Origin of the sequence: Erwinia artemisiae, assembly GCF_051400835.1 — a bacterium.
Lineage (GTDB): Bacteria > Pseudomonadota > Gammaproteobacteria > Enterobacterales > Enterobacteriaceae > Erwinia > Erwinia aeris.
The window spans coordinates 93315-117545 of record NZ_JBLFFM010000008.1; the positions used below are offsets into that span (position 1 = coordinate 93315).

General features: G+C 54.9%; 25 protein-coding genes. 3 read left to right on the forward strand and 22 right to left on the reverse strand.

Features of this window, described 5'->3' with window-relative positions:
- Nucleotides 1–5: 5 nt before the first annotated feature.
- From gntK to ACMGEE_RS17015, 3 genes are all read right to left on the reverse strand, one after another.
- Complete coding sequence (gene gntK, locus ACMGEE_RS17005) at nt 6–539, reverse strand: gluconokinase (protein ID WP_253457545.1); 534 nt, start codon at nt 537–539, stop codon at nt 6–8.
- A 238-nt stretch (nt 540–777) separates the two neighbouring features.
- Nucleotides 778–1773, reverse strand: coding sequence for a gluconate operon transcriptional repressor GntR (gntR, locus tag ACMGEE_RS17010; RefSeq protein ID WP_253457542.1), 996 nt, complete (start codon nt 1771–1773; stop codon nt 778–780).
- 94 nt (nt 1774–1867) lie between these two features.
- Entirely contained in the window at nt 1868–2563 is a 696-nt protein-coding gene (locus ACMGEE_RS17015; RefSeq protein ID WP_253457539.1) for a pirin family protein, read from the reverse strand.
- Nucleotides 2564–2950: 387 nt separating this feature from the next.
- Between ACMGEE_RS17015 and ACMGEE_RS17020 the strand changes: the two genes are divergently transcribed.
- Nucleotides 2951–3448, forward strand: coding sequence for a GNAT family N-acetyltransferase (locus ACMGEE_RS17020; protein WP_301251861.1), 498 nt, complete (start codon nt 2951–2953; stop codon nt 3446–3448).
- Between the two features lie 33 nt (nt 3449–3481).
- On the opposite strand, the gene ggt is transcribed toward ACMGEE_RS17020, so the two are convergent.
- Nucleotides 3482–5224 carry a gamma-glutamyltransferase gene (gene ggt / locus ACMGEE_RS17025; RefSeq protein ID WP_253457532.1) on the reverse strand — a complete coding sequence of 581 codons (1743 nt, stop codon included), beginning with the start codon at nt 5222–5224 and terminating at the stop codon, nt 3482–3484.
- A 155-nt stretch (nt 5225–5379) separates the two neighbouring features.
- On the opposite strand from ggt, the gene ACMGEE_RS17030 reads away from it, so the two are divergent.
- Nucleotides 5380–5670: a DUF2756 domain-containing protein gene (locus ACMGEE_RS17030; RefSeq protein WP_253457530.1), complete on the forward strand. Its 291-nt coding sequence runs from the start codon at nt 5380–5382 to the stop codon at nt 5668–5670.
- A gap of 244 nt (nt 5671–5914) precedes the next feature.
- On the opposite strand, the gene ugpQ is transcribed toward ACMGEE_RS17030, so the two are convergent.
- The 14 genes from ugpQ to ACMGEE_RS17100 form a co-directional block, all read right to left on the reverse strand.
- Nucleotides 5915–6658 (reverse strand): glycerophosphodiester phosphodiesterase, encoded by a 744-nt coding sequence (ugpQ, locus tag ACMGEE_RS17035; RefSeq protein WP_253457528.1) that lies wholly within the window; start codon nt 6656–6658, stop codon nt 5915–5917.
- Complete coding sequence (locus ACMGEE_RS17040) at nt 6655–7722, reverse strand: sn-glycerol-3-phosphate import ATP-binding protein UgpC (RefSeq protein ID WP_253457525.1); 1068 nt, start codon at nt 7720–7722, stop codon at nt 6655–6657. Before ACMGEE_RS17040 ends, ugpQ begins: the two co-directional genes overlap by 4 nt.
- A 1-nt stretch (nt 7723) precedes the next feature.
- Complete coding sequence (ugpE, locus tag ACMGEE_RS17045) at nt 7724–8572, reverse strand: sn-glycerol-3-phosphate ABC transporter permease UgpE (RefSeq protein WP_253457522.1); 849 nt, start codon at nt 8570–8572, stop codon at nt 7724–7726.
- The gene (ugpA, locus tag ACMGEE_RS17050) at nt 8569–9456 is read right to left on the reverse strand and encodes a sn-glycerol-3-phosphate ABC transporter permease UgpA (RefSeq protein WP_301730919.1); all 888 of its coding nucleotides are present in this window, start codon (nt 9454–9456) and stop codon (nt 8569–8571) included. Before ugpA ends, ugpE begins: the two co-directional genes overlap by 4 nt.
- A 78-nt stretch (nt 9457–9534) precedes the next feature.
- Entirely contained in the window at nt 9535–10851 is a 1317-nt protein-coding gene (ugpB, locus tag ACMGEE_RS17055; protein ID WP_436830373.1) for a sn-glycerol-3-phosphate ABC transporter substrate-binding protein UgpB, read from the reverse strand.
- Nucleotides 10852–11119: 268 nt separating this feature from the next.
- Entirely contained in the window at nt 11120–11536 is a 417-nt protein-coding gene (locus ACMGEE_RS17060) for a hypothetical protein (RefSeq protein ID WP_369896154.1), read from the reverse strand.
- Nucleotides 11533–12138 (reverse strand): pesticin C-terminus-like muramidase, encoded by a 606-nt coding sequence (locus ACMGEE_RS17065; RefSeq protein ID WP_436830374.1) that lies wholly within the window; start codon nt 12136–12138, stop codon nt 11533–11535. Before ACMGEE_RS17065 ends, ACMGEE_RS17060 begins: the two co-directional genes overlap by 4 nt.
- A 361-nt stretch (nt 12139–12499) precedes the next feature.
- Nucleotides 12500–12928 carry a hypothetical protein gene (locus ACMGEE_RS17070; protein ID WP_436830375.1) on the reverse strand — a complete coding sequence of 143 codons (429 nt, stop codon included), beginning with the start codon at nt 12926–12928 and terminating at the stop codon, nt 12500–12502.
- Nucleotides 12918–13520, reverse strand: a complete 603-nt coding sequence (locus tag ACMGEE_RS17075) for a DUF8812 domain-containing protein (RefSeq protein ID WP_436830376.1) — start codon at nt 13518–13520, stop codon at nt 12918–12920. Before ACMGEE_RS17075 ends, ACMGEE_RS17070 begins: the two co-directional genes overlap by 11 nt.
- Before the next feature lie 244 nt (nt 13521–13764).
- Nucleotides 13765–14472 (reverse strand): high-affinity branched-chain amino acid ABC transporter ATP-binding protein LivF, encoded by a 708-nt coding sequence (livF, locus tag ACMGEE_RS17080; RefSeq protein ID WP_253457502.1) that lies wholly within the window; start codon nt 14470–14472, stop codon nt 13765–13767.
- Between the two features lies 1 nt (nt 14473).
- On the reverse strand, nt 14474–15238 hold the full coding sequence (livG, locus tag ACMGEE_RS17085) for a high-affinity branched-chain amino acid ABC transporter ATP-binding protein LivG (protein ID WP_436830377.1): 765 nt from the start codon (nt 15236–15238) through the stop codon (nt 14474–14476).
- Nucleotides 15235–16503: a high-affinity branched-chain amino acid ABC transporter permease LivM gene (locus ACMGEE_RS17090; protein ID WP_436830378.1), complete on the reverse strand. Its 1269-nt coding sequence runs from the start codon at nt 16501–16503 to the stop codon at nt 15235–15237. The genes livG and ACMGEE_RS17090 overlap by 4 nt, the downstream gene beginning before the upstream one ends.
- A complete protein-coding gene (livH, locus tag ACMGEE_RS17095) occupies nt 16500–17426 on the reverse strand; it encodes a high-affinity branched-chain amino acid ABC transporter permease LivH (RefSeq protein ID WP_125289933.1) in 927 nt (308 codons plus the stop codon). Before livH ends, ACMGEE_RS17090 begins: the two co-directional genes overlap by 4 nt.
- Nucleotides 17427–17615: 189 nt before the next feature.
- A complete protein-coding gene (locus ACMGEE_RS17100; protein ID WP_253457494.1) occupies nt 17616–18728 on the reverse strand; it encodes a branched-chain amino acid ABC transporter substrate-binding protein in 1113 nt (370 codons plus the stop codon).
- Between the two features lie 384 nt (nt 18729–19112).
- On the opposite strand from ACMGEE_RS17100, the gene panM reads away from it, so the two are divergent.
- Nucleotides 19113–19499, forward strand: a complete 387-nt coding sequence (gene panM / locus ACMGEE_RS17105; RefSeq protein ID WP_436830379.1) for an aspartate 1-decarboxylase autocleavage activator PanM — start codon at nt 19113–19115, stop codon at nt 19497–19499.
- Between the two features lie 211 nt (nt 19500–19710).
- Here the strand turns inward: panM and rpoH are convergent, their stop codons facing one another.
- The 4 genes from rpoH to ftsY form a co-directional block, all read right to left on the reverse strand.
- Complete coding sequence (gene rpoH, locus ACMGEE_RS17110) at nt 19711–20565, reverse strand: RNA polymerase sigma factor RpoH (protein ID WP_125289936.1); 855 nt, start codon at nt 20563–20565, stop codon at nt 19711–19713.
- 261 nt (nt 20566–20826) lie between these two features.
- Nucleotides 20827–21813: a permease-like cell division protein FtsX gene (gene ftsX, locus ACMGEE_RS17115; RefSeq protein ID WP_253457488.1), complete on the reverse strand. Its 987-nt coding sequence runs from the start codon at nt 21811–21813 to the stop codon at nt 20827–20829.
- Nucleotides 21803–22471 (reverse strand): cell division ATP-binding protein FtsE, encoded by a 669-nt coding sequence (gene ftsE / locus ACMGEE_RS17120; RefSeq protein ID WP_125289938.1) that lies wholly within the window; start codon nt 22469–22471, stop codon nt 21803–21805. Before ftsE ends, ftsX begins: the two co-directional genes overlap by 11 nt.
- A 5-nt stretch (nt 22472–22476) precedes the next feature.
- Nucleotides 22477–24105: a signal recognition particle-docking protein FtsY gene (ftsY, locus tag ACMGEE_RS17125; protein ID WP_253457485.1), complete on the reverse strand. Its 1629-nt coding sequence runs from the start codon at nt 24103–24105 to the stop codon at nt 22477–22479.
- Nucleotides 24106–24231 lie beyond the last annotated feature (126 nt).

Consider the following 24231-nt stretch of genomic DNA (forward strand, 5'->3'; position numbering starts at 1 on the left):
ACACCCTACTTATTTATCGCACCTTCGATGGTGGCGATAGTGGTAGCCACAACTTCATCCAGCGTCTGGTTGATATCCACGACCAGCACGTCGCGCTCGTCGCTGCCCGGCTCCTCCAGCGTTTCAAACTGCGTGACCAGCATCTGCGGCTTGAAGAAGTGCCCTTTACGCGCGCGCAGACGGCCCTCAATGGTATCGAAATCGCCCTTCATATAGATGAACGACAGGTTGTCATTGCCCTCGCGCAGAATGTCGCGGTAGCTCTTTTTCAGCGAGGAACAAACGATCAGCGAAACCTGATTGGTACGCTGCATAGCAAACGCGGCGTCGTTAATCGCCTTCAGCCAGGGACGGCGGTCGTCGTCGTTCAGGGGATGACCGTCCGCCATCTTTTGAATATTGCTGCGAGGATGCAGGAAATCGCCATCCAGGAAGGCCGCTTTCAGATGATAAGCGACGGCATTGGCAACGGCCGATTTGCCGCTGCCGGATACGCCCATCAGCACAAATACATGATTGGACGGAAAAGAGTTGTTCATTGTTTTACTCCGGCGAAGATGTCAGGGACCTGCCCATTATTGTTAGCGTTATGTTGTTATCGGTAACATTGTCTGGACGCCCGTGAAGTATGGCAACAGCCAGAGCGGAAAAAGCTGGTAAATGTGAGATGGTTCAAAAAAATGACAGATTAGGAGTGGCTGCGGCACAAAGGGACAAAGAACCGGGCAGATCGGCTCTATGGGATCAAACAGAGCCGACGGGATCGGCTCTATGGAATCAAATACTGCCGCCTTCAGAAATCGTAAAGCCGACGTCGATCTGCTGCGATCCGGTTTGCTCGCCGCGAATGCGCGCCAGCAGGAGCGAGGCGGAAACCTGCCCCATTTTTTCACGCGGCGTCAGCACGGTGGCCAGCTCTGGCGTGACCACCTGGGTGATGTCGTGGCCGTGGAAGCCCGCGATAGCAATATCCTGCGGCACGCGCAGCCCCTGCCGCTGGCATTCAAACATGGCGCCTATCGCTAAATCATCGTTGGTGCAAAACAGACTGTCTGTATCAGGATAGCGCTGCTGCGCCGCCAGCATCAGCGTGCCGCCCATCGAAAAAGAAGAGGCTTCTTCCATCATGATGCTGCGCGGCTCCAGGTTCGCTTCGCGCATCGCCTGTTCATAACCCTGATGCTTCAGCAAAGTACGTTCGTCCAGCCTCGCCCCCAGATAAACCGTGCGGCGATGTCCCTTGCGCAGGATAGCGTGGGTCATCTGCCGCGCCGCCTCGACGTTATCAAACCCTACCGCCAGATCCAGGCAAGGCGAAACGCAGTCCATCATCTCCAGCACCGGGATCCCTGCGGTTTCGATCATCCGCAGGCTGGCTGGCGTGTGGGTGCGTTCGGTCAGGATCAGCCCGTCGATATTCCAGCCCAGCAGCGAGCGCATCTGTAGCTCTTCTTTTTCCGCGCTGTAGCCAAAATGGCCCAGCATGGTCTGATAACCTGCCGCATCGGTTACGGCTTCGATGCCGCGCAGCACGTCGGCGAAAACCTGGTTGGTAAGAGAAGGCAGCAGCACGCCGATCGCCCGGCTGGTGGCGTTAGATAAAATATCGGGCGCGCGGTTAGGGATATAGCCCAGCTCATCGAGCGCGGCGGCAATACGGCTTTGCAAGGCAACGGAAACCTGATCGGGATTGCGCAGATAGCGGCTGACGGTCATCTTGGTGATGCCCACACGATCGGCAACGTCCTGTAGCACCGGTCTTTTCTTCTTCATTATTTTCAGGGAGTCAGAGGGTGGATCGCTTGAGTGTAACAAAATTGGCGGGAAAACGGTGAAGGGCGCGGCAGGCCGCGCCCAAAGTGTGATCTTAAACCGGCGGCAGATCGAACAGCAGGATTTCGGCGTCGCTGGCGGCTTCCAGGCTCAGCGAAGCTTCATCCCAGATTGCGAAAGCGTCGCTGGTGCCCGCTTTTTCGCCGTTGACCGTGACATCGCCTTTCACCACCTGGATCCAGATACGACGGTTCGGCTCAACCTGTACGGTATCCTGCTCGCCCTGCTTCAGCACCCAGCGGGAAAGCGTCATATCCTGATAAACTTTCAGCGAGCCTTCACGCGCATCCGGCGACAGCACCAGCTGGCGGCCCTGAACATCCGCGAAACGACGCTGATCGTAACGTGGCGTGATGCCCGTTCTTTCCGGAATAATCCAGATCTGATACAGGTGCAGCGGCACGTCTTTGCTGGCGTTGTACTCAGAGTGACGCACGCCGGTGCCGGCGCTCATAATCTGGAACTCGCCCGCCGGGATCTGCTCCTTATTGCCCATGCTGTCTTCATGCTCAACGGTACCGGAAAGCACATACGTCAGGATTTCCATATCTTTATGGGGATGAGTGCCGAAGCCCTGGCCGCCATCAATAACATCTTCGTTAATCACTCGCAGCGCCGAGAAGCCCATAAAGTTGGCGTCGTAGTAGTTAGCGAAAGAAAACGTGTGCCAGCTGTCCAGCCAGCCGTGGTTAGCGTGACCGCGTTCTTGTGCTTTGCGTAAGTAAATCATGTTCAATCCTCCTCAACGTTTTCACATAGTCTGGACCTGTGCTGACCGGGAAGATAGCGGAGAAAATTGTCTCCTCTGTTCAAATTATTCGATGAAATTAACAGGCGTCTTTCAGACCGTTTGCGCAAGCAGATAAGAAGGGAGAAAACGGAGGTTGCCGCCGGGCAGGCAAAAAAAAAGCCAGCACCCGAGCTGGCTAAATAATATTGGAAGCAATGTGAGCAATGTCGTGCCTTCCCGACCGGTCCGTGAAGCCCAAATCGAAAACGCATGACAATAATAATCATTATCATTCGCACTTGTAAAGCCTCTGCGGCATTTTTTTCGCTTGCTTTTGCGCCAGAATCCCCTGAATTTAAGCAGGAAATAACCAAAAGGAGCGAGAGAATGAGTGAGATAGTGATAAGACACGCCGTCGTTGAAGACGCTGCCGCGCTGCATCGTATTGTCAGCCAGCCGGAAACCTACACCGACACGCTACAGCTTCCTCATCCCTCGCTTCAGCTTGTTCAGGAACGTCTACAGAAACTTCAGCCCGGCATGCAGCGGCTGGTCGCCTGCGTTGATGAACAGGTGGTCGGCGACTTATATCTGGAGGTTAATGGCCGCGCGCGTCGGCGGCATACCGCGACTTTTGGACTCTGCGTCGATTATCACTACCGTGGTCGCGGCGTGGCCTCCGCATTGATGCAGGAGATGGTCAGCCTGTGCGATAGCTGGCTGAGCGTCGAGCGCATTGAGCTAACGGTATTTGCCGACAACGACACGGCGGTAAGATTGTATCAGCGGTTTGGTTTTGAAACGGAAGGCGTGGCGCGGCGCTATGCCGTACGCAACGGCAAACAGGTGGATGCGCTCTATATGGCGCGTTTGCGCGCCGCTTAAAACACAGGGGCGATAAAATATCGCCCCTTCTCGTTAATAACCTGCCGTCAGATCGTCAACAGAGCGAGGATCGGAAGCGCCATACAGGGTGCCGTCCGGGCCGATCATAATGCTCTGCGTGCTGCCCATCGCAGGCAGTACCTTAACGTGCTGCCCTTTTGCCTCCAGCAGCTTCAGCGTATCCGGGCTGAAGCCTTTCTCCACGCGCAGCTGATCCGGCAACCACTGATGATGAAAGCGCGGCGCGTTGGTCGCTTCCGCCACGTTCATACCGAAATCGATGCTGTTAACGACCATTTGCAGCACGGTTGTAATAATACGGCTGCCGCCCGGACTGCCCGTCACCAGCCAGGTTTTGCCGTCTTTGGCGACGATGGTCGGCGACATGGAAGAGAGCGGCCTTTTGTAAGGCTGCACCGCATTTGCCTCGCCGCCGACCAGACCATAAATATTCGGCGTGCCCGGCTTGGCGGAAAAATCGTCCATTTCGTTGTTGAGCAAAATGCCGCTCTTGCCCGCCACGATCCCGCTGCCAAAATAGGTGTTCAGCGTATAGGTCACCGCGACCGCATTACCCTGCTTATCGACCACGGAAAAATGCGTGGTCTGATTGCTCTCATAAGGCGCCAGCTTGCCGGGTTTAATCTCTGTCGAAGGCAGCGCTTTGTTCACGTCAATCTGCTGGGCCAGCGATTTCGCATAGGCTTTACTGGTCAGCGCCTGCCACGGCACTTTCACAAAATCAGGATCGCCCAGATACTCAGAACGATCGGCGTAGGCATGTTTTTCCGCTTCCGCCATCACCTGCATAGCGTCGGCGCTGCCAAAGCCCATTTTCGCCAGATCGAAGTTTTCCAGGATATTGAGGATTTCCACTATATGGATCCCGCCGGAAGAAGGCGGCGGCATAGAAAAGACTTCATAACCGCGATAGGTGCCGCTGATGGGCTTACGCTCGACCGCTTTATAATTGGCCAGATCCGCTTTGCCGATCAGGCCGCCGTTCGCCGCCATTTCCGCGGCGATTTCCGAGGCGATCTCCCCTTTATAGAAAGCGTCCGGGCCTTGCGTCGCAATCAGCCGCAGGCTACGGGCAAGATTATGCTGCACCAGCTTTTCGCCGCGCGCGTAGGGCTGGCCGTCTGCTTTATAAAAAACGGCTTTACTGTTGGGGTGCGTAATCAGCACTTCTTTGCCGTACACTTTCAAATCATCAGCCAGCGCTTCGTTAACCACGATGCCTTTTTCCGCCAGCCTGATGGCCGGTGCGATCAGCTGCGCCAGCGGCAACGTGCCGTACTCTTTATTCGCCAGCGCGAAACCGGCCACGGTGCCCGGCACGCCGGAAGCCAGATGGGAGGTCAGCGACTTTTTACCGTCGGCGTTGCCCTGGGCGTCTAAAAACATATCGCGACTGGCTTTAATCGGTGCCATTTCACGAAAATCGATGGCGGTAGCATGGCCGGAAGCGGTGCGGATTAGCATAAAACCGCCGCCGCCAAGGTTACCGGCCTGCGGATGCGTGACGGCCAGCGCATAGCCGACGGCGATGGCGGCATCTACCGCATTGCCGCCGCGTTTCAGCACGTCCACGCCTGCCTGGGTGGCGAGCGCATCTACCGAGGCGACCATGCCGTGCTGCTCTTTTACCGGATGGAAAGTATCGGCGTCCACGCCGTACGAGATTGGCGGCGCGGTGGGCGCTGCCGTCGCGCCCTGCCAGAAAATCAGTCCTGCTATCAGCGATGCTGCCAGCGTCACTCTGCCCTGCCCCATATTCACCTCTTATTAGAATTATTTACGTTTGTTTACCGTCTCTAACTATGCACAAAACAAGCGAAAAGGCGAGAAAACCTACAAATTCAGACTGGCCCTCAGGCCAGAACAGCGCGGCTGACATACACTGGATAGACAGCTTAGGGAGGTATTTGATGAAATGGTTACTCGTGTGTGCCGCGCTGCTGCCGTTAAGCGGCATGGCCAATATGCTAAATAATAATCAGCCTAACCAGCCGGGCTATAACCCCAGTTCGCAGCGGATGCAGCAGCAGATGCAGACGCAGCAGGTTCAGCAACAGCGGAAACTGCAGCAGGATCAGCAGCAGCAAAGCCAGCAGCTACAGCGAAAGGTGCAGGATCAGCGTAACAGCGCTTCCCAGCGCGTGTTGCAGACGCAGCCCGGCAGCACTACTCAGCCGTCGGTGCAGCAGAATACAAATTAAGGTCAGGCCAACAGCCGGATTGCCCCAGTTGGACGATCCGGCGATATCAATCACCGCCCGGTAGCATTACTCAGCCGTTGGTGCAGCAGAATAGGGATTAAGATGGGACTGTAGCCGAATCGCGTCGGTTCGACGATTCGGTGCTATCAATCGCAGCCCGGCAGCACCACTCAGCCAGAATACACATTAAGGTCAGGCCAGCAGCCGGCGCGCGTTCAGTAAGGCGCTAGCTGTATCAGCGTCTTCAAGTGAAATCTGCGCCTATCAGGTCAATGCGGTCGGTACAGATGGCGTCAACGCCCCAGTCCAGCAGCTCTTTTGCCCTTTCGGGTTGATTAACCGTATAAACCAGAATCCGCAGCTCCGCCGCTTTGAGTGCCGCCACTCTCTCCCGATCCAGCACCTTATGATTGAAATGTACCGAGACGCAATCCAGCCGCTGCGTCAGCTGCTGCCAGTCGTCATGCCATTCGTGCAGCAGCAACCCGCGCGGCAGCTCTGGCGCGGCCTGCATGGCGGCTTCCAGCGCTTCAAAAGAGAACGAGGAGAGCAGCGGCGCGGTCTGCCGATGCCACAGCTCGCGCGCGGCCAGCGCCACCACGCGTCCGGTTTCCGCTTCCAGACCGGTTGTGGGCTTGATTTCAATATTTGCCATCATGCCGTAAGAGGCGCAGCGCTGCGCCACCTGAGACAGCAGCGGCAGACGCTCGCCGGTGAAATCTTTGCCAAACCAGCCGCCCGCATCCAGCTGGATCAGCTTTTCCCATGGCAGCTGTCCGGCGATGCCCCAGCCGTTGCTGGTTCTGTCGAGCGTGTCGTCATGCAGCAAAAAAATTTCGCCGTCCAGCGAGAGCTTGACGTCGAACTCAATCATCTTGTGCCCCAGCCGCGCGCCGGTATCAATACCGGCGAGGGTGTTTTCCGGGGCCAGCTTGCCGCCGCCGCGATGCGCGACGATGGTCGGGTAAGGCCAGGCTTTAGCAGTCATTCGAGCCGTTGTCCGTTGTCAGTATCAAAGAAGTGTAGCGAATCAGCCGGCAGCTGTAGCCACAGCAGGCTGCCGATGGCCGGGCGCTCGATGTGCGGCAGCCGCACCACCATATTGTGGCCGCCCCAGCGCCCGTGCGCCAGGTTGTCCGCGCCCAGCATTTCCAGCGTATCCACCGTCAGCGCCAGCCCGCTTTGCCGATCGGCCAGTTTAATATGCTCTGGGCGGATCCCCAACGTCAATCGGCGTCCGGCCCACTGCGGCCTGGCCTGAGGCAGCGTCACGGCGCTGTCGCCCAGCAGCAGCCGCGTGCCGGTCGGATCGATCTCGCCTTCCAGCAGGTTCATCGCAGGCGCGCCAATAAAGCTGGCAACGAAGCGCGTGGCCGGACGCTCATAAATCTCTACCGGCGTGCCCAGCTGCTCCAGCACGCCTTTGTTCATCACCATCACCCGCTGCGCCAGCGTCATCGCCTCCACCTGATCGTGCGTCACGTACAGGCTGGTAGTCTGCAGGCGACGATGCAGCTGCTGTAGCTCCAGCCGCATCTGCACCCGCAGCCGCGCGTCCAGATTCGATAACGGCTCATCAAACAGGAAAACCGCCGGTTCGCGAACGATAGCGCGACCCATCGCCACCCGCTGCCGCTGACCGCCGGAAAGCTCGCGCGGACGACGGTGCAGCAGCGCTTCCAGCTCCAGGCTTTTCGCCGTTTCCAGCACGCGCTGGCGGATATGCGCTTTGCCCATGCCGCGAATTTTCAGCCCCCATGCCATGTTTTCTTCCACGCTCATATGGGGATAAAGCGCATAGTTCTGGAAAACCATCGCGATGCCGCGATCTTTCGGCTCCCGCTCGGTGACGCGTTCGCTGTCGATATAGATATCGCCGCTGCTGACCCTTTCCAGCCCGGCGACCATGCGCAACAGCGTCGATTTACCGCAGCCGGAAGGGCCAACCATCACCATAAACTCACCGTCGCGAATATCGACGTCAAGCGGCTGAATAATCTGGTTTTTACCGTCGTACGTTTTGGTAACGGCCTGAAATTTTACCCCTGCCATGCTATTTCTCGCTCTCTACCAGCCCGCGAACGAAAGCGCGCTGCATCACTAAAACAATCACTACCGGCGGGATCATGGTCAGCAGCATTGCGGCCATCACCAGATTCCACTGCGTGGGCGTGCCGTCGCCGGTGCCGATCATGCTGCGAATGCCCGCCACGGCGGTGCCCAAATCAACATCATTAATAATCAGCAGCGGCCAGAGATACTGGTTCCAGCCATAGATAAAGGTGATAACAAACAGCGCGGCCAGATTGGTTTTCGACAGCGGCAGCACAATGTCCCAAAAGAAGCGCATTGGCCCGGCGCCGTCGATGCGCGCCGCTTCGACCAGCTCGTCAGGCAGCGTCATAAAAAACTGGCGAAACAGGAAGGTGGCGGTGGCGGAGGCCATCAGCGGCAGCGTCAGCCCGCTATAGCTATCCAGCATCTTCAGGTCTGCAATCACTTCTACCGTCGGGAAAATGCGCACCTCGACCGGCAGCATCAGCGTGATAAAAATCATCCAGAAAAACAGGCCGCGCAGCGGAAAGCGAAACCAGACCAGCGCAAAAGCGGAGAGGATAGAAACCGAAATCTTCCCTGTGGTTATCGCCAGCGCCATCAGCGTGCTGTTAAACAGCATCCTGCCGAAAGGCGCGCTGTTCTGTCCCACGCCGTGCTGCCAGATAAAGCTCACGTTGTGCCACAGCGAACGGCCGGGGATCAGCGACATCGGTACCCGGAACACCTCGCTGTCGTTCAGCGTAGCGGCCACAAAAGCGACATAGAGCGGAAACAGCACGGTAAGCGCGCCCAGACCCAGCATGATCTGACTGAAAAGGGCCAGCCCGCGTCGGTTTTCAATCATTGGTAGCGCACCTTTTTCTCAACAAAACGGAACTGGATCACCGTCAGCCCGATGACCAACACCATCAGCACCACCGACTGTGCGGAAGAAGAAGAGAGATCCAGACCGGCAAAGCCTTCGCGATAGATTTTGTAGATAAGCGTGGTGGTGGACTGCACCGGCCCGCCGCCCGTGGCGGCATCGATCACCGGGAAAGTGTCAAAGAAGGCGTATACCAGATTGACCACCACCAGAAAGAAGCCCACCGGCGTAATCAGCGGCAGCGAGAGGTAAAAAAAACGGCGTACCGGGCCTGCGCCGTCGATAGCCGCCGCTTCGATCAGCGATTTGGGAATGGACTGAAGCGCCGCAAAAAAGAACAGGAAGTTATAGCTCATTTGCTGCCAGACGGAAGCCAGCACGACCAGCGTCATCGCCTGGCCGCTGTTTTGCGCATGGTTCCAGCTATAGCCCAGCTGCGCCAGAAAATGCGTAATCAGGCCCTGCCCCGGACTGAACAGGAACATCCACAGCACCGCCGCTACCGCAGGCGCTACTGCATAAGGCAGCAGAAACAGCGTCTGGTAAAAGCGCTTCAGGCGCAGGACATGATCGGTCAGCGCGGCAAAAAACAGCGAAACGATCAGGCCGATGACCGTAACCAGGCCGCTAAAAATCAGCGTGGTTTTAAAGGAATCGAGATAGTACTCATCGTCCAGCAGCCTGGTGAAATTTTCCATGCCGACAAACGTGCTGGAAAGACCAAAAGGATCGACGCGCTGCACCGAATACCATAAGGCTTCACCAGCGGGCCACAGGAAAAAAATCAGCGTAATCAACAGCTGCGGCAACATTAATAAATAAGGCAGCCAGCGTGAACGAAAAACAGGGCGTGAAGAGGACATATAAAGCTCGATAACGGTGCGGCGCGAGGGTTTTAGCGAGGCGCTGCCGTACGCTGTATAGCACGGCAGCGCTACAGATTATGACTTAACGGTTTGCTCAAAGCGCCTGAGCAGGAGATTGCCACGCTTCACTGCGTTATCCAGCGCGGCCTGCGGCGTTTTTTTGCCGGTCCAGACGCCTTCCAGCTCCTCATCCACGATAGTGCGGATCTGCGGCATATTGCCCAGCCGCATCCCTTTAGTAAACGGCAGCGGCGGCTTGTTCAGCATCTGACGCGTAGCGATATCGGCGCCCGGATTTTTCTCGTAGAAGCCCTGCTGACGGGTCAGCTCGTAGGCCGCCGTGGTGATCGGCAGATAGCCTGTTTTCTGGTGCCATTCGGCGGCGATTTCCGGCTGTGTCAGGAACTGCATAAACGATGCCACGCCTTTATAGGTCGCTTCATCTTTCCCTTTCATTACCCACAGGCTGGCGCCACCGATAATGGCGTTTTGTGGGGCGTTCGGCACCGTCTCGTCGTACGGCATCATGCCGACACCATAGTTAAATTTGGCATAGTGACGGATATCGGCCAGCGAGCCGGAGGATGCCGTGGTGATACCGCAGTCGCCGTTATAGAACTTGGCGGTGGATTCGTCTTTACGGCCAAAATAGGTAAAGTCGCCTTTTTTATTCATCTCTGCGAGCTGCTGAATATGGCGTATCTGGGTCGACTTATTAAATTCCAGCTCTGCATCGGTGCCGTCAAAGCCATTGTTTTTTGTAGCGACCGGCAGGCCGTGCCAGGCGCTGAAGTTCTCGATCTGGATCCAGCCCTGCCAGCCGCTGGCATAGCCGCAGCTCATGCCTGCTTTACGCAGCGCTTCGGCATCTTTAGCCAGCGCCTGCCAGGTTTTCGGCGGCTGCTCCGGATCCAGACCCGCTTTTTTAAAAGCGTCCTTGTTGTAATAAAGCACCGGCGTAGAACTGTTGAAAGGCTGGGAGATCAGATGGCCGGTTTTGGCATCGCTGTAATAGCCCGCTACCGTCGGCACAAACTGTTTTTCATCGAAGGCAATACCCGCGTTTTTAAAAACCTCGTACACCGGCACAATTGCCCGTGAAGCCATCATCGTGGCGGTGCCGACTTCATAAACCTGAAGAATGGCAGGTGCGCGGTCAGAACGCACGGCGGCGATCCCCGCAGCCAGGCTTTGCTCGTAGTTACCTTTATAGGTAGGCACTATTTTGTAATCAGGGTGCGATTGGTTAAAGCGCTGCGCCAGCGAATTGACCTCTACGCCCAGCTCGCCCTCCATCGAGTGCCAGAAAGGGATCTCGGTGACAGCCAGCGCCTGTGCGCTAAAGGCCAGCCCCAGTGCAATACATATGGTATGTCGGAAGAACAATGGCATGTCGGTTTCCTGTACCCGGTGTTGTTACGCGCAAAGCCGCGCCCTGTAACGCTTCGGCAGGTAAAATGACATGCAAAAATGACGGAAAGATAACAATGGCATGACAGCCGGATGACGGGCTGGTGACGGAGAGAAGACGGAGGTAGCGACGATAACGGCGATAACGGCGATAACGGCGATAACGGCGATAACGGCGATAACAGGTTATCGTTACAAATACAGCTAAGCACAGCATGAAATTCTTCTGCGCGGTTTGATTGAGGAAGTATCAAATATTCATCTCGCCTTCCTCGCTAAAAATTTTGTTAAAACCCTCACGACCATTTTTTTTATAAATGGTTAAAACCCATTTACTCAGGTCTGACTGATTGTTTAATCTTGTCTCTGGGCGATATATTTCATACTTATATTTTCCTCGATAAAAATTATATCCTCTTAGATTATGCCCGAATCCTGTTGTAATAGTCTCCCCAAAGACGCTATACTTTTTCTTTTTCCCCTTATCAACTATTTCAGCTTTAACTTTTTTGCAATCAGTCAAAACCTGGCAGTCACTATCGTTGATATATATATTATAAGCACCTCCGATAAAGTTCACCTGTTCAAACTCAACCTGCGCGTTTACAGTGCAAGGAAAGGTATAAAACAGTGCCAACATAATTATAAAAATCAACTTTATTTTCATTTTCTATTTTCCAATAAATATTTTATCCTTTGCCGATTTTCATCATCTTTTTTTAGTCGGGAGTGCGTTTTTATCAGCCTGACAACATCATTCTTGTCATTATTTGAAAAAAATCTGACCATGTCAGTACGAAGCACGCCCTGGTACTTCATATCAATAAAAACATCTTTAATTCTTTGGTCTAAATCCAACCATGAGATCGAGGCAGGCTTGCAGTACTTATTGTAAAATCTTTTTGCATCAATGATATATTCATCATAGACTGCTTCAAACAGCTTCAGTTGCTGCACTTCTGTTATCTCACCAATTTCATTTTTATGCTGTCTGACAAATTTTTCAGCCTGACAAAATTTAAGCCGGCTACCTGTAGAAATTTTTTCTGCTTTTTTCGTCTCTACCCCGGCCTTTATCAAATAACCACAGGATTCGGCTTTGGTTCTGCTGCCCATATCGAATCCGCGTCCAATCGTCACGCCCGACGCATCCCCCTGACAAGCTGAGGCATTGCCAGGCCAGTGAATAAATCTGGAATAATAACGACTTCCTCTGAAATTATCGCCTTCCGCGCGAAAAGTCAGTAGCCCTTCCTTTGGTTCCGACATAGCCTCTCCTTGTGCTTATTCGTCATTCAAATATGAACAAAAATCATACGCCTGCTTCGTGCATATCCGCAATAAATTTTCGATCAGTTCAGTATTAAGAGTCGTTAGTTATATTCGTCACCATTCCAGAAAAATGATTGATATCACTTGGGTTTTAAGGATTTTACCAGATTTAATATAAGAAATTTGCGTTGTTTGTTATCCATAACTTGCCTGCCTTTGTAGTTAATAAGAGAATAGAAAAGCAGGGTATTACACAAATCTAATTACACCCTATAATAATTATCGACCAATCGTATTCGACAATTTTTTCGTGATGAACTTGACCGTTCACAAACATCCCTGAAATGAAACCTGTGATTTATTGAAAGTCATATTTTTTATAAAAATTTATGCGTTGTTCATAAAATCTTATCATGCACTGACTATAAAGCGTATGCCATGCTGGCGAATCTATTATAACCTGATCGGCCCAGGCCTGACATTCACTTTGCATATATTTATCAAAATAGCCTTTAGCTTTTTTGGTTTTCTGAAGAAACCCATTGTAATTCAAAAAATTACTTTTATTTTTTATTATTTCATTAATAAACGTTTGGTAAGTGCGATTGTAATCCGCATTACGTTTTAACTCCAGCGCCGTAAAAAAGCCCGCTATAGCGCTAACAGGGCCTTCATTAAGGCAGAATGCTATGGTACTCTCTTCTACTGTAGACGCCTGAGAAAATAGGGGCAGTGGCACAATAATCATCATAATAACAATCATCAATTTTATTTTTTTATAAAGCATTTTTTAACGCCTCCCTTCTTCTTATATATCTGTCCTTGCCATATAAATCCCCAATCGATTCAATTAATTTTAAAGCACTGCCAATATCGTTACGCTTAAAAGAGGATACATAACCAATTGTCATTGCCCCCTGATAGCGCATATCAATAAATACCTCTTTTAAAACCGGATGTAGCTCCCGCCAGGCTACCGCATTAGCGCCCTTATATTTATTATAAAAACGCTTAGCTTTATTGGTATATTCAGGGTAAACAGCTTCAAACAGCATCAGCTGCTGTAATTCGGTTATCTCACCAATTTCATTTTTATGCTGTCTGACGAATTTTTCAGCCTCACAAAATTTAAGCCGGCTACCTGTAGAAATTTTTTCTGTTTTTTTCGCCTCTACCCCGGCCTTTATCAAATAACCACAGGATTCGGCTTTGGTTCTGCTGCCCATATCGAATCCGCGTCCAATCGTCACGCCCGACGCATCCCCCTGACAAGCTGAGGCATTGCCAGGCCAGTGAATAAATCTGGAATAATAACGACTTCCTCTGAAATTATTGCCTTCCGCGCGAAAAGTCAGTAGCCCTTCCTTTGGTTCCGACATAGCCTCTCCCTGTGCTTGTTTTCCATTCACTGCTGAACAAAAATCATACTCCTACTACGTAGCTATCTACAATGTTTTAAGGCGGCATTTTCTAAGGTTACGCAGCGTTGGCTTGAAAAATAAATACAGAATATTTCAGAAATAGAATAAGCGGGAGAGCATTTTAATAACGTGGAAAATAAGCAGACTATTAATTGAAAAGTACCGGAAATAATAAAGGGGCCGGTAAACCAGCCCCGTAATCTCAGCCGCCCAGATAGGCGCTGCGTACCGCTTCGTTAGCCAATAGCGCCTCGCCGCTATCGCTCAGCACCACGTGGCCGTTCTCCAGCACGTAACCGCGATCGGCCAGTTTCAGCGCCTGATTGGCGTTTTGTTCCACCAGGAAGATGGTCATTCCCTCCTGACGTAGCTGCTCGATGGTGTCGAAGATCTGCTGAATAATGATCGGCGCCAGCCCCAGCGACGGCTCGTCCAGCAGCAGCAGGCGCGGCTGGCTCATCAGCGCGCGGCCAATCGCCAGCATCTGCTGTTCGCCGCCGGACATGGTGCCCGCACGCTGCACGCGGCGTTCATAAAGTCGCGGAAAAAGCTCGTAGACGCGCCTGATACGTGACTGATACTGCTGACGATCGGCAAAAAAACCACCCATCGCCAGGTTCTCATCTACCGTCATGCGGGAAAAGACCCGGCGGCCTTCCGGCACGATGGCTATCGCCTCGCGCATAATGCGCGCCGTTTGCCAGTCGGTAATATCCTTGCCGTCAAAAACCACCCGTCCCTGAGTCGCACGCGGTTCTCCGCAGAGCGTACCCAGAATGGTGGTTTTCCCCGCGCCGTTAGCCCCAATCAACGTAACGATTTCGCCCTGATTGATATGCAGACTGACGCTGTGCAACGCCTGGATTTTTCCATAGTGCGCGCTGACGTTTTCCAGAGAAAGCATAGCCATTTTATGCTTCTCCCAGATAAGCGCGGATCACGTCCGGGTTGTTGCGGATCTCTTCCGGCGTGCCGTTTGCCAGCGGCGTGCCCTGATTGACCACATAGATGCGATCGGAAATGCCCATGACCAGTTTCATATCGTGTTCAATCAACAGTACCGACACCTTGTGTTCGTTGCGCAGCTCGGCGATCAGCTCGTCCAGCTCCAGCGTCTCTTTGGGGTTCAGGCCCGCCGCCGGTTCATCCAGCATCAGGATTTGCGGGCGCGTAACCATACAGCGGGCGATTTCCAGGCGACGCTGCTGACCGTAGGCCAGATTGCCCGCCTGACGGTTAGCGAGCGTCAGTAATCCTACGCGATCCAGCCAGCTGGCCGCCTGGTCCAGCGCTTCGCTTTCCGCTTTACGGAAGCCCGGCGTTTTCAGCAGTCCGGCAAACACGCCGCTTTTCAGATGCTGATGCTGCGCTACCAGCAGGTTTTCAATCACCGTCATTTCACGGAACAGGCGAACGTGCTGGAAAGTGCGCACGATACCCATCCGCGCGATCTCCTGCCCCGCCAGGCCCGCCAGCTGGCGCTCGCCCAGCCTGATACTGCCGCCCGTCGGCCGGTAAAAACCGGTCAGGCAGTTAAATACCGTAGTCTTACCCGCGCCGTTGGGGCCAATCAGCGAGACGATCTCCTGCTCTCGCAGCTCCAGCTCGACGTTATTGACCGCGAGCAGGCCGCCAAAGCGCATCATCAGGCCGTTTACGGCCAATAAAGGCTTCATGGCTGCTCTCCTTTTTCCACGCTTTTTAACTTCAGGTGCGGACGCTGCATCGGCAACAGGCCCTGCGGTCGCCAGATCATCATCAGCACCATCAGGCCGCCCAGCACCAGCATGCTGTATTCATTCAGATCGCGCATCAGCTCGCGTGAAACCACCAGCAGCACGGCAGCGAGGATCACGGCGAACTGCGACCCCATGCCGCCTAACACCACGATAGCCAGCACAAAGGCTGATTCGGCGAAGGTGAAGGACTCCGGGCTGACAAAGCCCTGCCGCGCAGCGAACAGACTCCCCGCGAAACCAGCAAAAGCGGCGCTGATGGTAAAGGCGGTGAGCTTGATGCGCGTCGGACTGAGGCCCAGCGAACGACAGGCGATTTCATCCTCGCGCAGCGCTTCCCAGGCGCGCCCCAGCGGCATTCTCAGCAGCCGGTTGATCACAAACAGCGTCAGCACAACCAGCAGCAGCGCCACCATATAGAGAAAGATAATGCGGTCACTGGGATCGTATTTCAGGTTAAAGAAATGGTGGAAGGTGTCCCAGCCGCCGTCGCGCACGCTGCGGTTAAACTCCAGACCGAAAAACGACGGTTTCGGGATCTGGCTGATGCCGTTTGGCCCACCGGTGATCTCGGTGTTGTTCAGCAGCAGAATACGGACGATTTCGCCAAAGCCCAGCGTGACTATCGCCAGGTAATCACCGCGCAGGCGCAGTACCGGAAAACCCAGCAGCAGGCCGAACAGCGCGGCCACGATGCCCGCCAGCGGCAAACATTCCCAGAAGCCCAGGCCGAAGTAGTGATTAAGCAGCGCAAAGGTGTAGGCGCCGATGGCGTAAAAGCCGCCGTAGCCCAGCACCAGCAGGCCGGAAAGCCCGACCACCACGTTCAGTCCCAGGCCCAGCATTACATAAATCAGGGTCAGCGTGGCGATATCGACCGTGCCGCGAGACACCATAAAAGGCCAGGCCGCAGCGGCGACGATCAGCAGCAGCAAAAAGAGTTTCTGCTTTGGGGTGGAGCCGTCAATGCCCGGCAGCACCAGCGAAGGCGCGGAAATTTTCTTTAGCCCGCGCTGAAAAACCGGCCGCAGCAGCTGAAAGAAAAAGACCACGGCGCAGCCGAGGGCGATCCAGTTCCAGCGCACGCTGCCGGCGTTGTTAACCACCAGATGCGTGCCGTCCAGGCTAAGGCGCATCCCCATAAAGAAGGCGGCCAGCACCACCAGCATCAGCGCGGAAACAGAGGCGTTAAGCAGGTTTTTCATACCTTTTCTACCTCCGGACGGCCCAGAATGCCGGTTGGCATTACCAGCAGCACAACGATCAGCAGCGCAAAAGAGACCACGTCTTTATATTCAGTGCTGAGGTAGGCGGAGGTCAGCGCTTCGGCAATGCCCAGGATCAGGCCGCCCAGCATCGCGCCGGGAATGCTGCCTATGCCGCCCAGCACGGCCGCGGTGAACGCTTTCATCCCGGCCATAAAGCCGATGTAAGGATTGATGACGCCGTAGAACTGGCCCAGCAGAACGCCCGCTACCGCCGCCATTGCCGCGCCGATCACAAAGGTCAGCGAGATCACGCGATCCGTGTTAATACCCAGCAGGCTGGCCATTTTCAGATCTTCGGCGCAGGCGCGGCAGGCGCGACCCATGCGCGAGTAGCGGATAAACAGCGTAAGGGCCAGCATCGCGACAAAGGTCACCACCCAAATCACTACCTGCATAGTGGAGATGGTGGCGGCAAAACCGTTACTGACGCCCAGCGTCCACTGCCCGCTGACCAGGCCCGGCAGGGCCAGATCGCGCGAGCCCTGAGTCAGGCTGACGTAGTTTTGCAGAAAAATAGACATACCGATGGCGGATATCAACGCGATCAGCCGCTTGGAGGAACGCACGGGCTTATAGGCCACGCGTTCGATGCTCCAGCCATAGGCGCTGGCGATAACGATAGCCACCAGAAAACCGGCGCCGATCAACAGCCAGCTGGCATCAATGCCCATCATCATCAGCGCGGCAATGACGATAAAAGAGACGTAGCTGCCGATCATATACACTTCGCCGTGAGCGAAGTTGATCATGCCGATGATGCCGTACACCATGGTGTAGCCGATGGCGATCAGCGCATAGGTGCTGCCCAACGTGACGCCGTTGAACATCTGCTGCAGGAAATAGAGAAACTGCTCGGACATAAAGAATACCTTACTGCTATCCGCCCAGGCGGAAAGAGAGATGCTTTAACAACACGGGCGGAAAGCAGTCCGTTATCAGGGCCGATCCGGCACCCCGATATTTCCACCCCTTCAAACCCTGGTAAGCAATGATGCGGGCAGCCCGTGAAGCATCGCGCTACGGACGTCAGCGTATGACGTCCGCTATTATTATTTTACCGCGGTAGAAGAGCCGTCGGCATGCCAGGTGAAGATGCCGAACTCAAAGCCTTTCAGATCGCCTTTGGCGTCCCAGCTTAAGTCACCCATTACCGTTGGCACCGGCGCGCCCTCTTTCAGGTTTTTAGCAATCTCTTCCGGCTCGGCGCTTTTGCTGCGCTCCATGCCGGTGGTTAAAGCCTGTAGCGCGGCATAGGTCGTCCAGACAAACGGGCCGGTTGGATCAAGCTTTTTCGCTTTCAGCGCATCGACAACGGGTTGGTTAGTCGGCACCTGATCGTAACGTTTCGGCAGCGTAACCAGCATGCCTTCGGAAGCCGCGCCGGCGATATTAGAGAGCGAAGCGTTGCCTACGCCTTCTGGCCCCATAAAACGGGTTTGCAGCCCGGCCGCGCGTGACTGGCGCAGGATCTGCCCCATTTCCGGGTAGTAGCCGCCAAAATAGACAAAATCGACGTTCTCTTTTTTCAGGCGCGCCACCAGCGTGGAGAAGTCTTTATCGCCTGCGGTCACGCCTTCAAACATCACCACGTTGCCACCCGATTTTTTCAGGCTCGCCTGCACGGAGCGCGCCAGCCCTTCGCCGTACTGCTGTTTATCGTGGATCACGGCGATACGCTGCGGTTTGATTTGTTCAAGAATATATTTCGCCGCGGTCGGGCCCTGATCGGAGTCCAGGCCCGTGGTGCGCATAATCATTTTATAGCCACGGGTCGTCAGGTCGGCGTTGGTGGCCGCCGGAGTAATCATCAGTACGCCTTCGTCTTCATAGATATCGGAAGCGGGCTGGGTGGAAGAAGAGCAAAGGTGGCCGATAACGTAGCGAATACCGTCGTTGATAACTTTGTTAGCGACCGCAACCGCCTGTTTGGGATCGCAGGCGTCGTCATACTGCACGCCGACCAGTTTATTGCCGTTGACGCCGCCTTTGGCATTGATATCGGCAATAGCCTGTTTCGCGCCGGTGAACTCCATATCGCCATATTGCGCGACCGGGCCAGACATAGCGCCAACGATGGCTACTTTAATGTCTTCTGCGGCGGCGGCATGACTGAGCGCCAACGCCATGCAGCCTGCTAAAAACGCGCTACCTTTCATTTTCATCCTGACTACCCCATCTTGTGTTTGCTGTTTTTTATACTGCTCCCGTCGATAAACGCCATAAGAAGAACAGGTTAACGCGGGATACAGCCATTTTTATTAATAAGACTATAAATTTCAGGTTATTAAACAGGAATTTTCTTCTGTAAATCAACTGACTTCATGTGATATTACCGCCAGCTTTAGCATAAATGACTGGTACAAATGCGGGCTGTTTGGGCATTCAGCCAGCGGGTTATTCTGCATTCATCGCATTAACTCAGCGTTTATCTTTAACTTTAAACGCCACCCTGACAGATTGCTTTGTTTTTATACAAAAAAAGTTACGCGCCTCTTCACGTCCGTTTTCGCTACAATCTGCCTCTCACGTCGGCACGGTAACTTTTTATGAAACTGACTATTCTCAGGCTGCAACGCTTAAGCGCTCAGGATCTTGTGGATCTGAGCAAAATCTGGCCGCAAGACGATCCGGCAGATCTGGAAAACAGGCTGGACGATCGTCATCGGCTCTATGCGGCAAAGTTCAACGATCGGCTACTGGCGGCGGTGAAAGTGACGCTGAATGAAGCGCAGGGCGAGCTGAAGGATTTTATGGTGCGGGAAGTCACCAGAAGGCGCGGCGTCGGCAGCTATCTGCTGGAAGAAGTGCTGGCGCAAAACGCGGCCGTAACACGCTGGAGGATGGCGAAGACGGGTGACGAAGGGCTTGCGGCTTTTATGCGCAAGCAAGGATTTATCGCCGACGCAGACGGCTGGGTTTGGCAGCGGGCTTAGGCAGCAAGAGTTGCTTCAGGTATAAGGCCTCGGGCTGTAAAGTCCGGGTCAGGATTCAGGCCCGGGATTAGGATTCAGGCTTTGGGCTTTGGGGTTCGAACCTGAGGTCTGGCACGTCGGGCCTGGCGTTTCAGCATAAAAAAGCTTATCAGCGTGCGGAGCCTGAAAACAAAAAAGGCGACCCGAAGGCCGCCTTTTTTACCGCTGCGAATTACGCTTCAATCGCGACGCGCAGTTTTTTCATCGCGTTCTTTTCAAGCTGACGGACGCGCTCGGCGGAAACGCCGTATTTGTCGGCCAGTTCCTGCAGCGTGGTTTTGTTGTCATCGTCCAGCCAGCGGGCACGGATAATGTCCTGGCTGCGCTCGTCCAGGCCCTGCATGGCGTCGCTCAGCTTGTCTGCGGCATGGTTATCCCAGTTGTCTTCTTCAATGCCGTCGGCAAAGTCAGAAGATTTGTCCTGCAGATAAAGCATTGGCGCCATTGAGCGACCTTCGCCTTCGTCTTCCGGCGTCGGATCAAAGGTCATATCCTGGGCCGCCATGCGCGACTCCATTTCGAGCACGTCTTTGCTGGTTACGCCCAGCTCGCGCGCCACCATTTCAACTTCATCCTGATTAAACCAGCCCAGACGCTGCTTGGCTTTACGCAGGTTGAAGAACAGCTTGCGCTGCGCTTTGGTGGTAGCGACCTTAACGATGCGCCAGTTACGCAAAACGTATTCGTGGATTTCGGCTTTGATCCAGTGCACGGCAAAGGAGACCAGGCGCACGCCCACTTCCGGATTAAAGCGGCGTACCGCTTTCATCAGGCCGATGTTACCTTCCTGGATCAGATCCGCCTGCGGCAGACCGTAGCCGGAATAGTTACGAGCGACATGAACAACAAAGCGCAGGTGGGACAGGATCAGCTTCTTGGCTGCTTCCAGATCGCCCTGGTAATGCAGCCGTTCAGCCAGCGCTTTTTCCTCTTCTGCCGTCAGCACAGGCCAGGCATTAGCCGCCCGGATATAGGAATCCAGGTTGCCTAAAGGAGCAATAGCTAAAGTTTGCATTTCTTTGGTCATTCAAACCCTCTCTGTATTAAGCAATATTGCCGCACTTTCCCTGAGCGGTTCACAAGACTACGTGAACGATAACGAGAAAGGAGAGCAATCTGTGCTACTTCGACTACAAAGTTATCCACAAGTTCACTATCAGCTGTGCGTAATATACACACATTTCTCGGGAAGGGGAGCAGGCCGGAAAGATTTTTACGAGGAGGACTTCCTCTGCGGCACGATGCTCATGCAACAGAGGAATAGTATACCAAAAAAAATGAGAAGAGGTTACTGCGGCGTAAATCGACGTAAATGTTGCACCGTCGCCAGCCAGGCGGCAACCCAGCCGATCATGGCCGAAATCAGCAGCAGCAGCAGGCTTTCATCCCAGGCCAGCCCGTGCAGGCTAAAGGTGGTGCCGAACACGGCGGCAACCTGGGTGACCACCGATTCCAGGCGGAAAACCAGGATTTCGGACAGCGCCAGCGACAGCAGCGCGCCGCAGAAGCCCAGCAGCGCGCCGCCATACAGAAACGGTCGCAGAATAAAGCCGTCGGTCGCGCCGATCAGCTTCTGCACGTTAATCGTGTCGCGACGAGCAAAAATACTGAGCCGCACGCTGTTGCCGATCACCAGGAAGACCGCCACGATCATCAGGATGCCGATCATGGTCGCTACCTGGCCGACCAAACCTGCCAGCGCCGCCAGCCGGGCAAACCAGCTGTCGTCCATTTTTACTTCATCCACGCCCTGCACTTTCGCCACGCGGGAGCTGAGGTTCTTCATGGTGTCTGAGTTTTGAAAATTGATTTGCGGCGTGATGATGGCTACGGCCGGCAGCGGATTCTGCTCCAGCATATCCATCGCGCCGCCAAAGCCGGACCAGTTGCGGAACTCGCCCATCGCTTCTTCGCGCGACAGGTAGTTAACCTTATCCACACCCTCTTCTTTTTTCAGCTGGGCCACAACGTTCTCCGCCGCGTCGTCATCCAGCGTTTTGCTCAGATACACCGTCAGCTGCGGCGCGGGATACCACTGCTGCGCCGCGCTGCTGACGTTTTTCCACACCATAAAGCACACGCTTGGCAAGGTCAGAGAGATGGCGATCACCATCACCGTCAATAGCGTCGCCAGCGGCTGACGCCACATGTCGGACAGGGTGCCGCGCAGCGCATAGCGCCACTGCTCCTGCCAGCCGCCCTTCAGCGCTTTGCTTTTGGAAGGCTGCTTCGCCGCTTTTGGCGCGGCCGGACGCGGGTTACGCTTATTCGCCATAGTTGCCTCCGTGCAGACGCCCCTGATTAAGCGTCATCAGACGATAGTTGCGGCGGGCGATCAGCGCCCGGTCGTGAGTAGCCATCAGCACGGTCACGCCCACGCGGTTGAACTCTTCAAACAGGCGCAGGATATCTTCGGACAGGGCTTCATCCAGGTTGCCGGTTGGTTCATCCGCCAGCAGCACCGCAGGCTTGTTAACCACCGCGCGAGCGATGCCAACACGCTGCTGTTCGCCGCCCGACAGCTGAATAGGATAACTTTTCGCTTTGTCCAGCAGACCGACTTTATCCAGCGCGGCAGACACGCGACGGCGGATATCTTCCCCGCTTGCGCCCGCGATAATCAGCGGAATAGCCACGTTGTCATAGACGGACCTGTCCATCAGCAGATGGTGATCCTGGAAAATCATGCCGATCTGGCGGCGTAAAAAAGGCACTTCCCGGCTCTTCAGGCGGCTGATGTCGTGCCCGCTGAACCAGATATGGCCGGCGCTGGGGCGCTCGATGCCGCAGATCAGTTTCAGCAGGGTGCTTTTCCCCGCCCCGGAATGCCCGGTCAGAAACGCCATTTCTCCCGGTTGCAGATGAAAATCCACTCCCTGTAGCGCTTGCCGACCGCCGAGATAAGCCTTACTGACTTCTTCAAAGCGAATCATCCTAACTAGTCCTCTCGGGCAAATAGTGCCTCTATAAAATCGTCTGCCTTGAACGAGCGTAAATCTTCAATGCCTTCGCCGACGCCGATGTAGCGAATAGGAATACCGAACTGATCGGCCACCGAGAAGATCACGCCGCCTTTGGCGGTGCCGTCCAGCTTGGTCAGCGTGATGCCCGTCAGGCCCACCGCCTCATGGAACAGCTTAGTCTGGCTGATGGCGTTCTGGCCGGTGCTGGCGTCAATGGTCAGCATGACCTCGTGCGGCGCCTGCTCGTCCAGTTTTTTCATCACGCGCGTGATTTTCTTCAGCTCTTCCATCAGGTGCGATTTATTCTGCAAACGGCCTGCCGTATCGGCAATCAGGACGTCGACGTTGCGCGCTTTCGCCGCCTGAATCGCATCGAAAATGACCGAGGCGGAATCCGCGCCGGTATGCTGGGCGACAACAGGAATGTTGTTACGCTGCCCCCAGACCTGGAGCTGTTCGACCGCTGCCGCGCGGAAGGTGTCGCCCGCCGCCAGCATGACCGATTTGCCTTCCGCCTGATACTGGCGCGCCAGCTTGCCGATGGTGGTGGTTTTACCCACGCCGTTGACGCCGACCATCAGGATAACGAACGGCGTTTTGCCGGTGACGTCCAGCGGCGCCTCGACTTTCGCCAGAATGTCGGCCATTTCCTGCTTCAGCAGCCCGTATAGCGCTTCGGCGTCGCGCAGCTGTTTGCGGCTTGCCTGAGCGGTCAGGTTGGTAATGATGCGGCGCGTGGTCTCGACGCCTACGTCGGCGATCAGCAGCTGCTCTTCCAACTCTTCAAACAGCTCATCATCGATTTTTTTACCGCGGAACAGGCTGACGAAGCCGGAACCTAAATTCTGTCGCGTTTTAACCAGGCTGCGCTTCAGGCGGGCGAAGAAGCCTTCTTTGGTCGGGCGCGCCTGCTCTTCCGCAGCCTGCTCCTGCTCTTCAGCGGCGTTAGCCTGCTCAACTTTAACCAGCGCGGCAGCGACGGATTCTTCTTCCTCAATGACCTTCAGCTCAGCTTCTGAGGCACCGGCAGAGAGCGCGGCGGCTTCCAGTTCTTCCGGCGTGATGTCATCGGCCTGTTCGGCGGCGATCGCAGCTTCTTCCGGTTCCGGCGCGTTAGCAACAATCTCTTCAGGCAGAGGTTCCGGCTCCGCCTGTACGGCCGCCGTCTCTTCCGGCAGCCATTCTTCTTCTGGTTCCGCCTTAGCGACCGCAAGCTCTTCCGGCAACGGCTCTTCTTCCGGTTCCGGCCTGGCGGCTACGCTCGCTTCCGGCAGCCACTCTTCTTCTGGCTCCGCCTTAGCGACCGCAAGCTCTTCCGGCAACGGCTCCTCTTTCGGCTCCGTCCTGGCGGCAGGTTTAGCGGCTGCGCGCGCTTCCGGCTCTGTTCTGGCCTGTTCGTTCGGGTCTCGTACTGCCTGCTCGCGAGCGACGGTTTCCGTCACTTCTACAACGGCTTCGGCGCGCTGCTCCACGTCAGGGGGCGTGGCGGCGTCTGCGGTTTCGCTCTGCTGCTGTTCTGACGTTTGGACCTCTTCCTCAGGCGCTTTTTCTTCGCGTCCTAATCCCAGCCAGGAAAAAAAGCCACGTTTTTTATTTTTTGCCATGGTGCAACCACACTCCTCGCGGGGAAAAAAACCGTCAGGTCTCTGAAAATAATCTTAATCCCCTAGTCTAACACTTTCCTGCTGACGCAACACAGCACCCTTTTTACGTTTCCTCTGCCCGGTAAG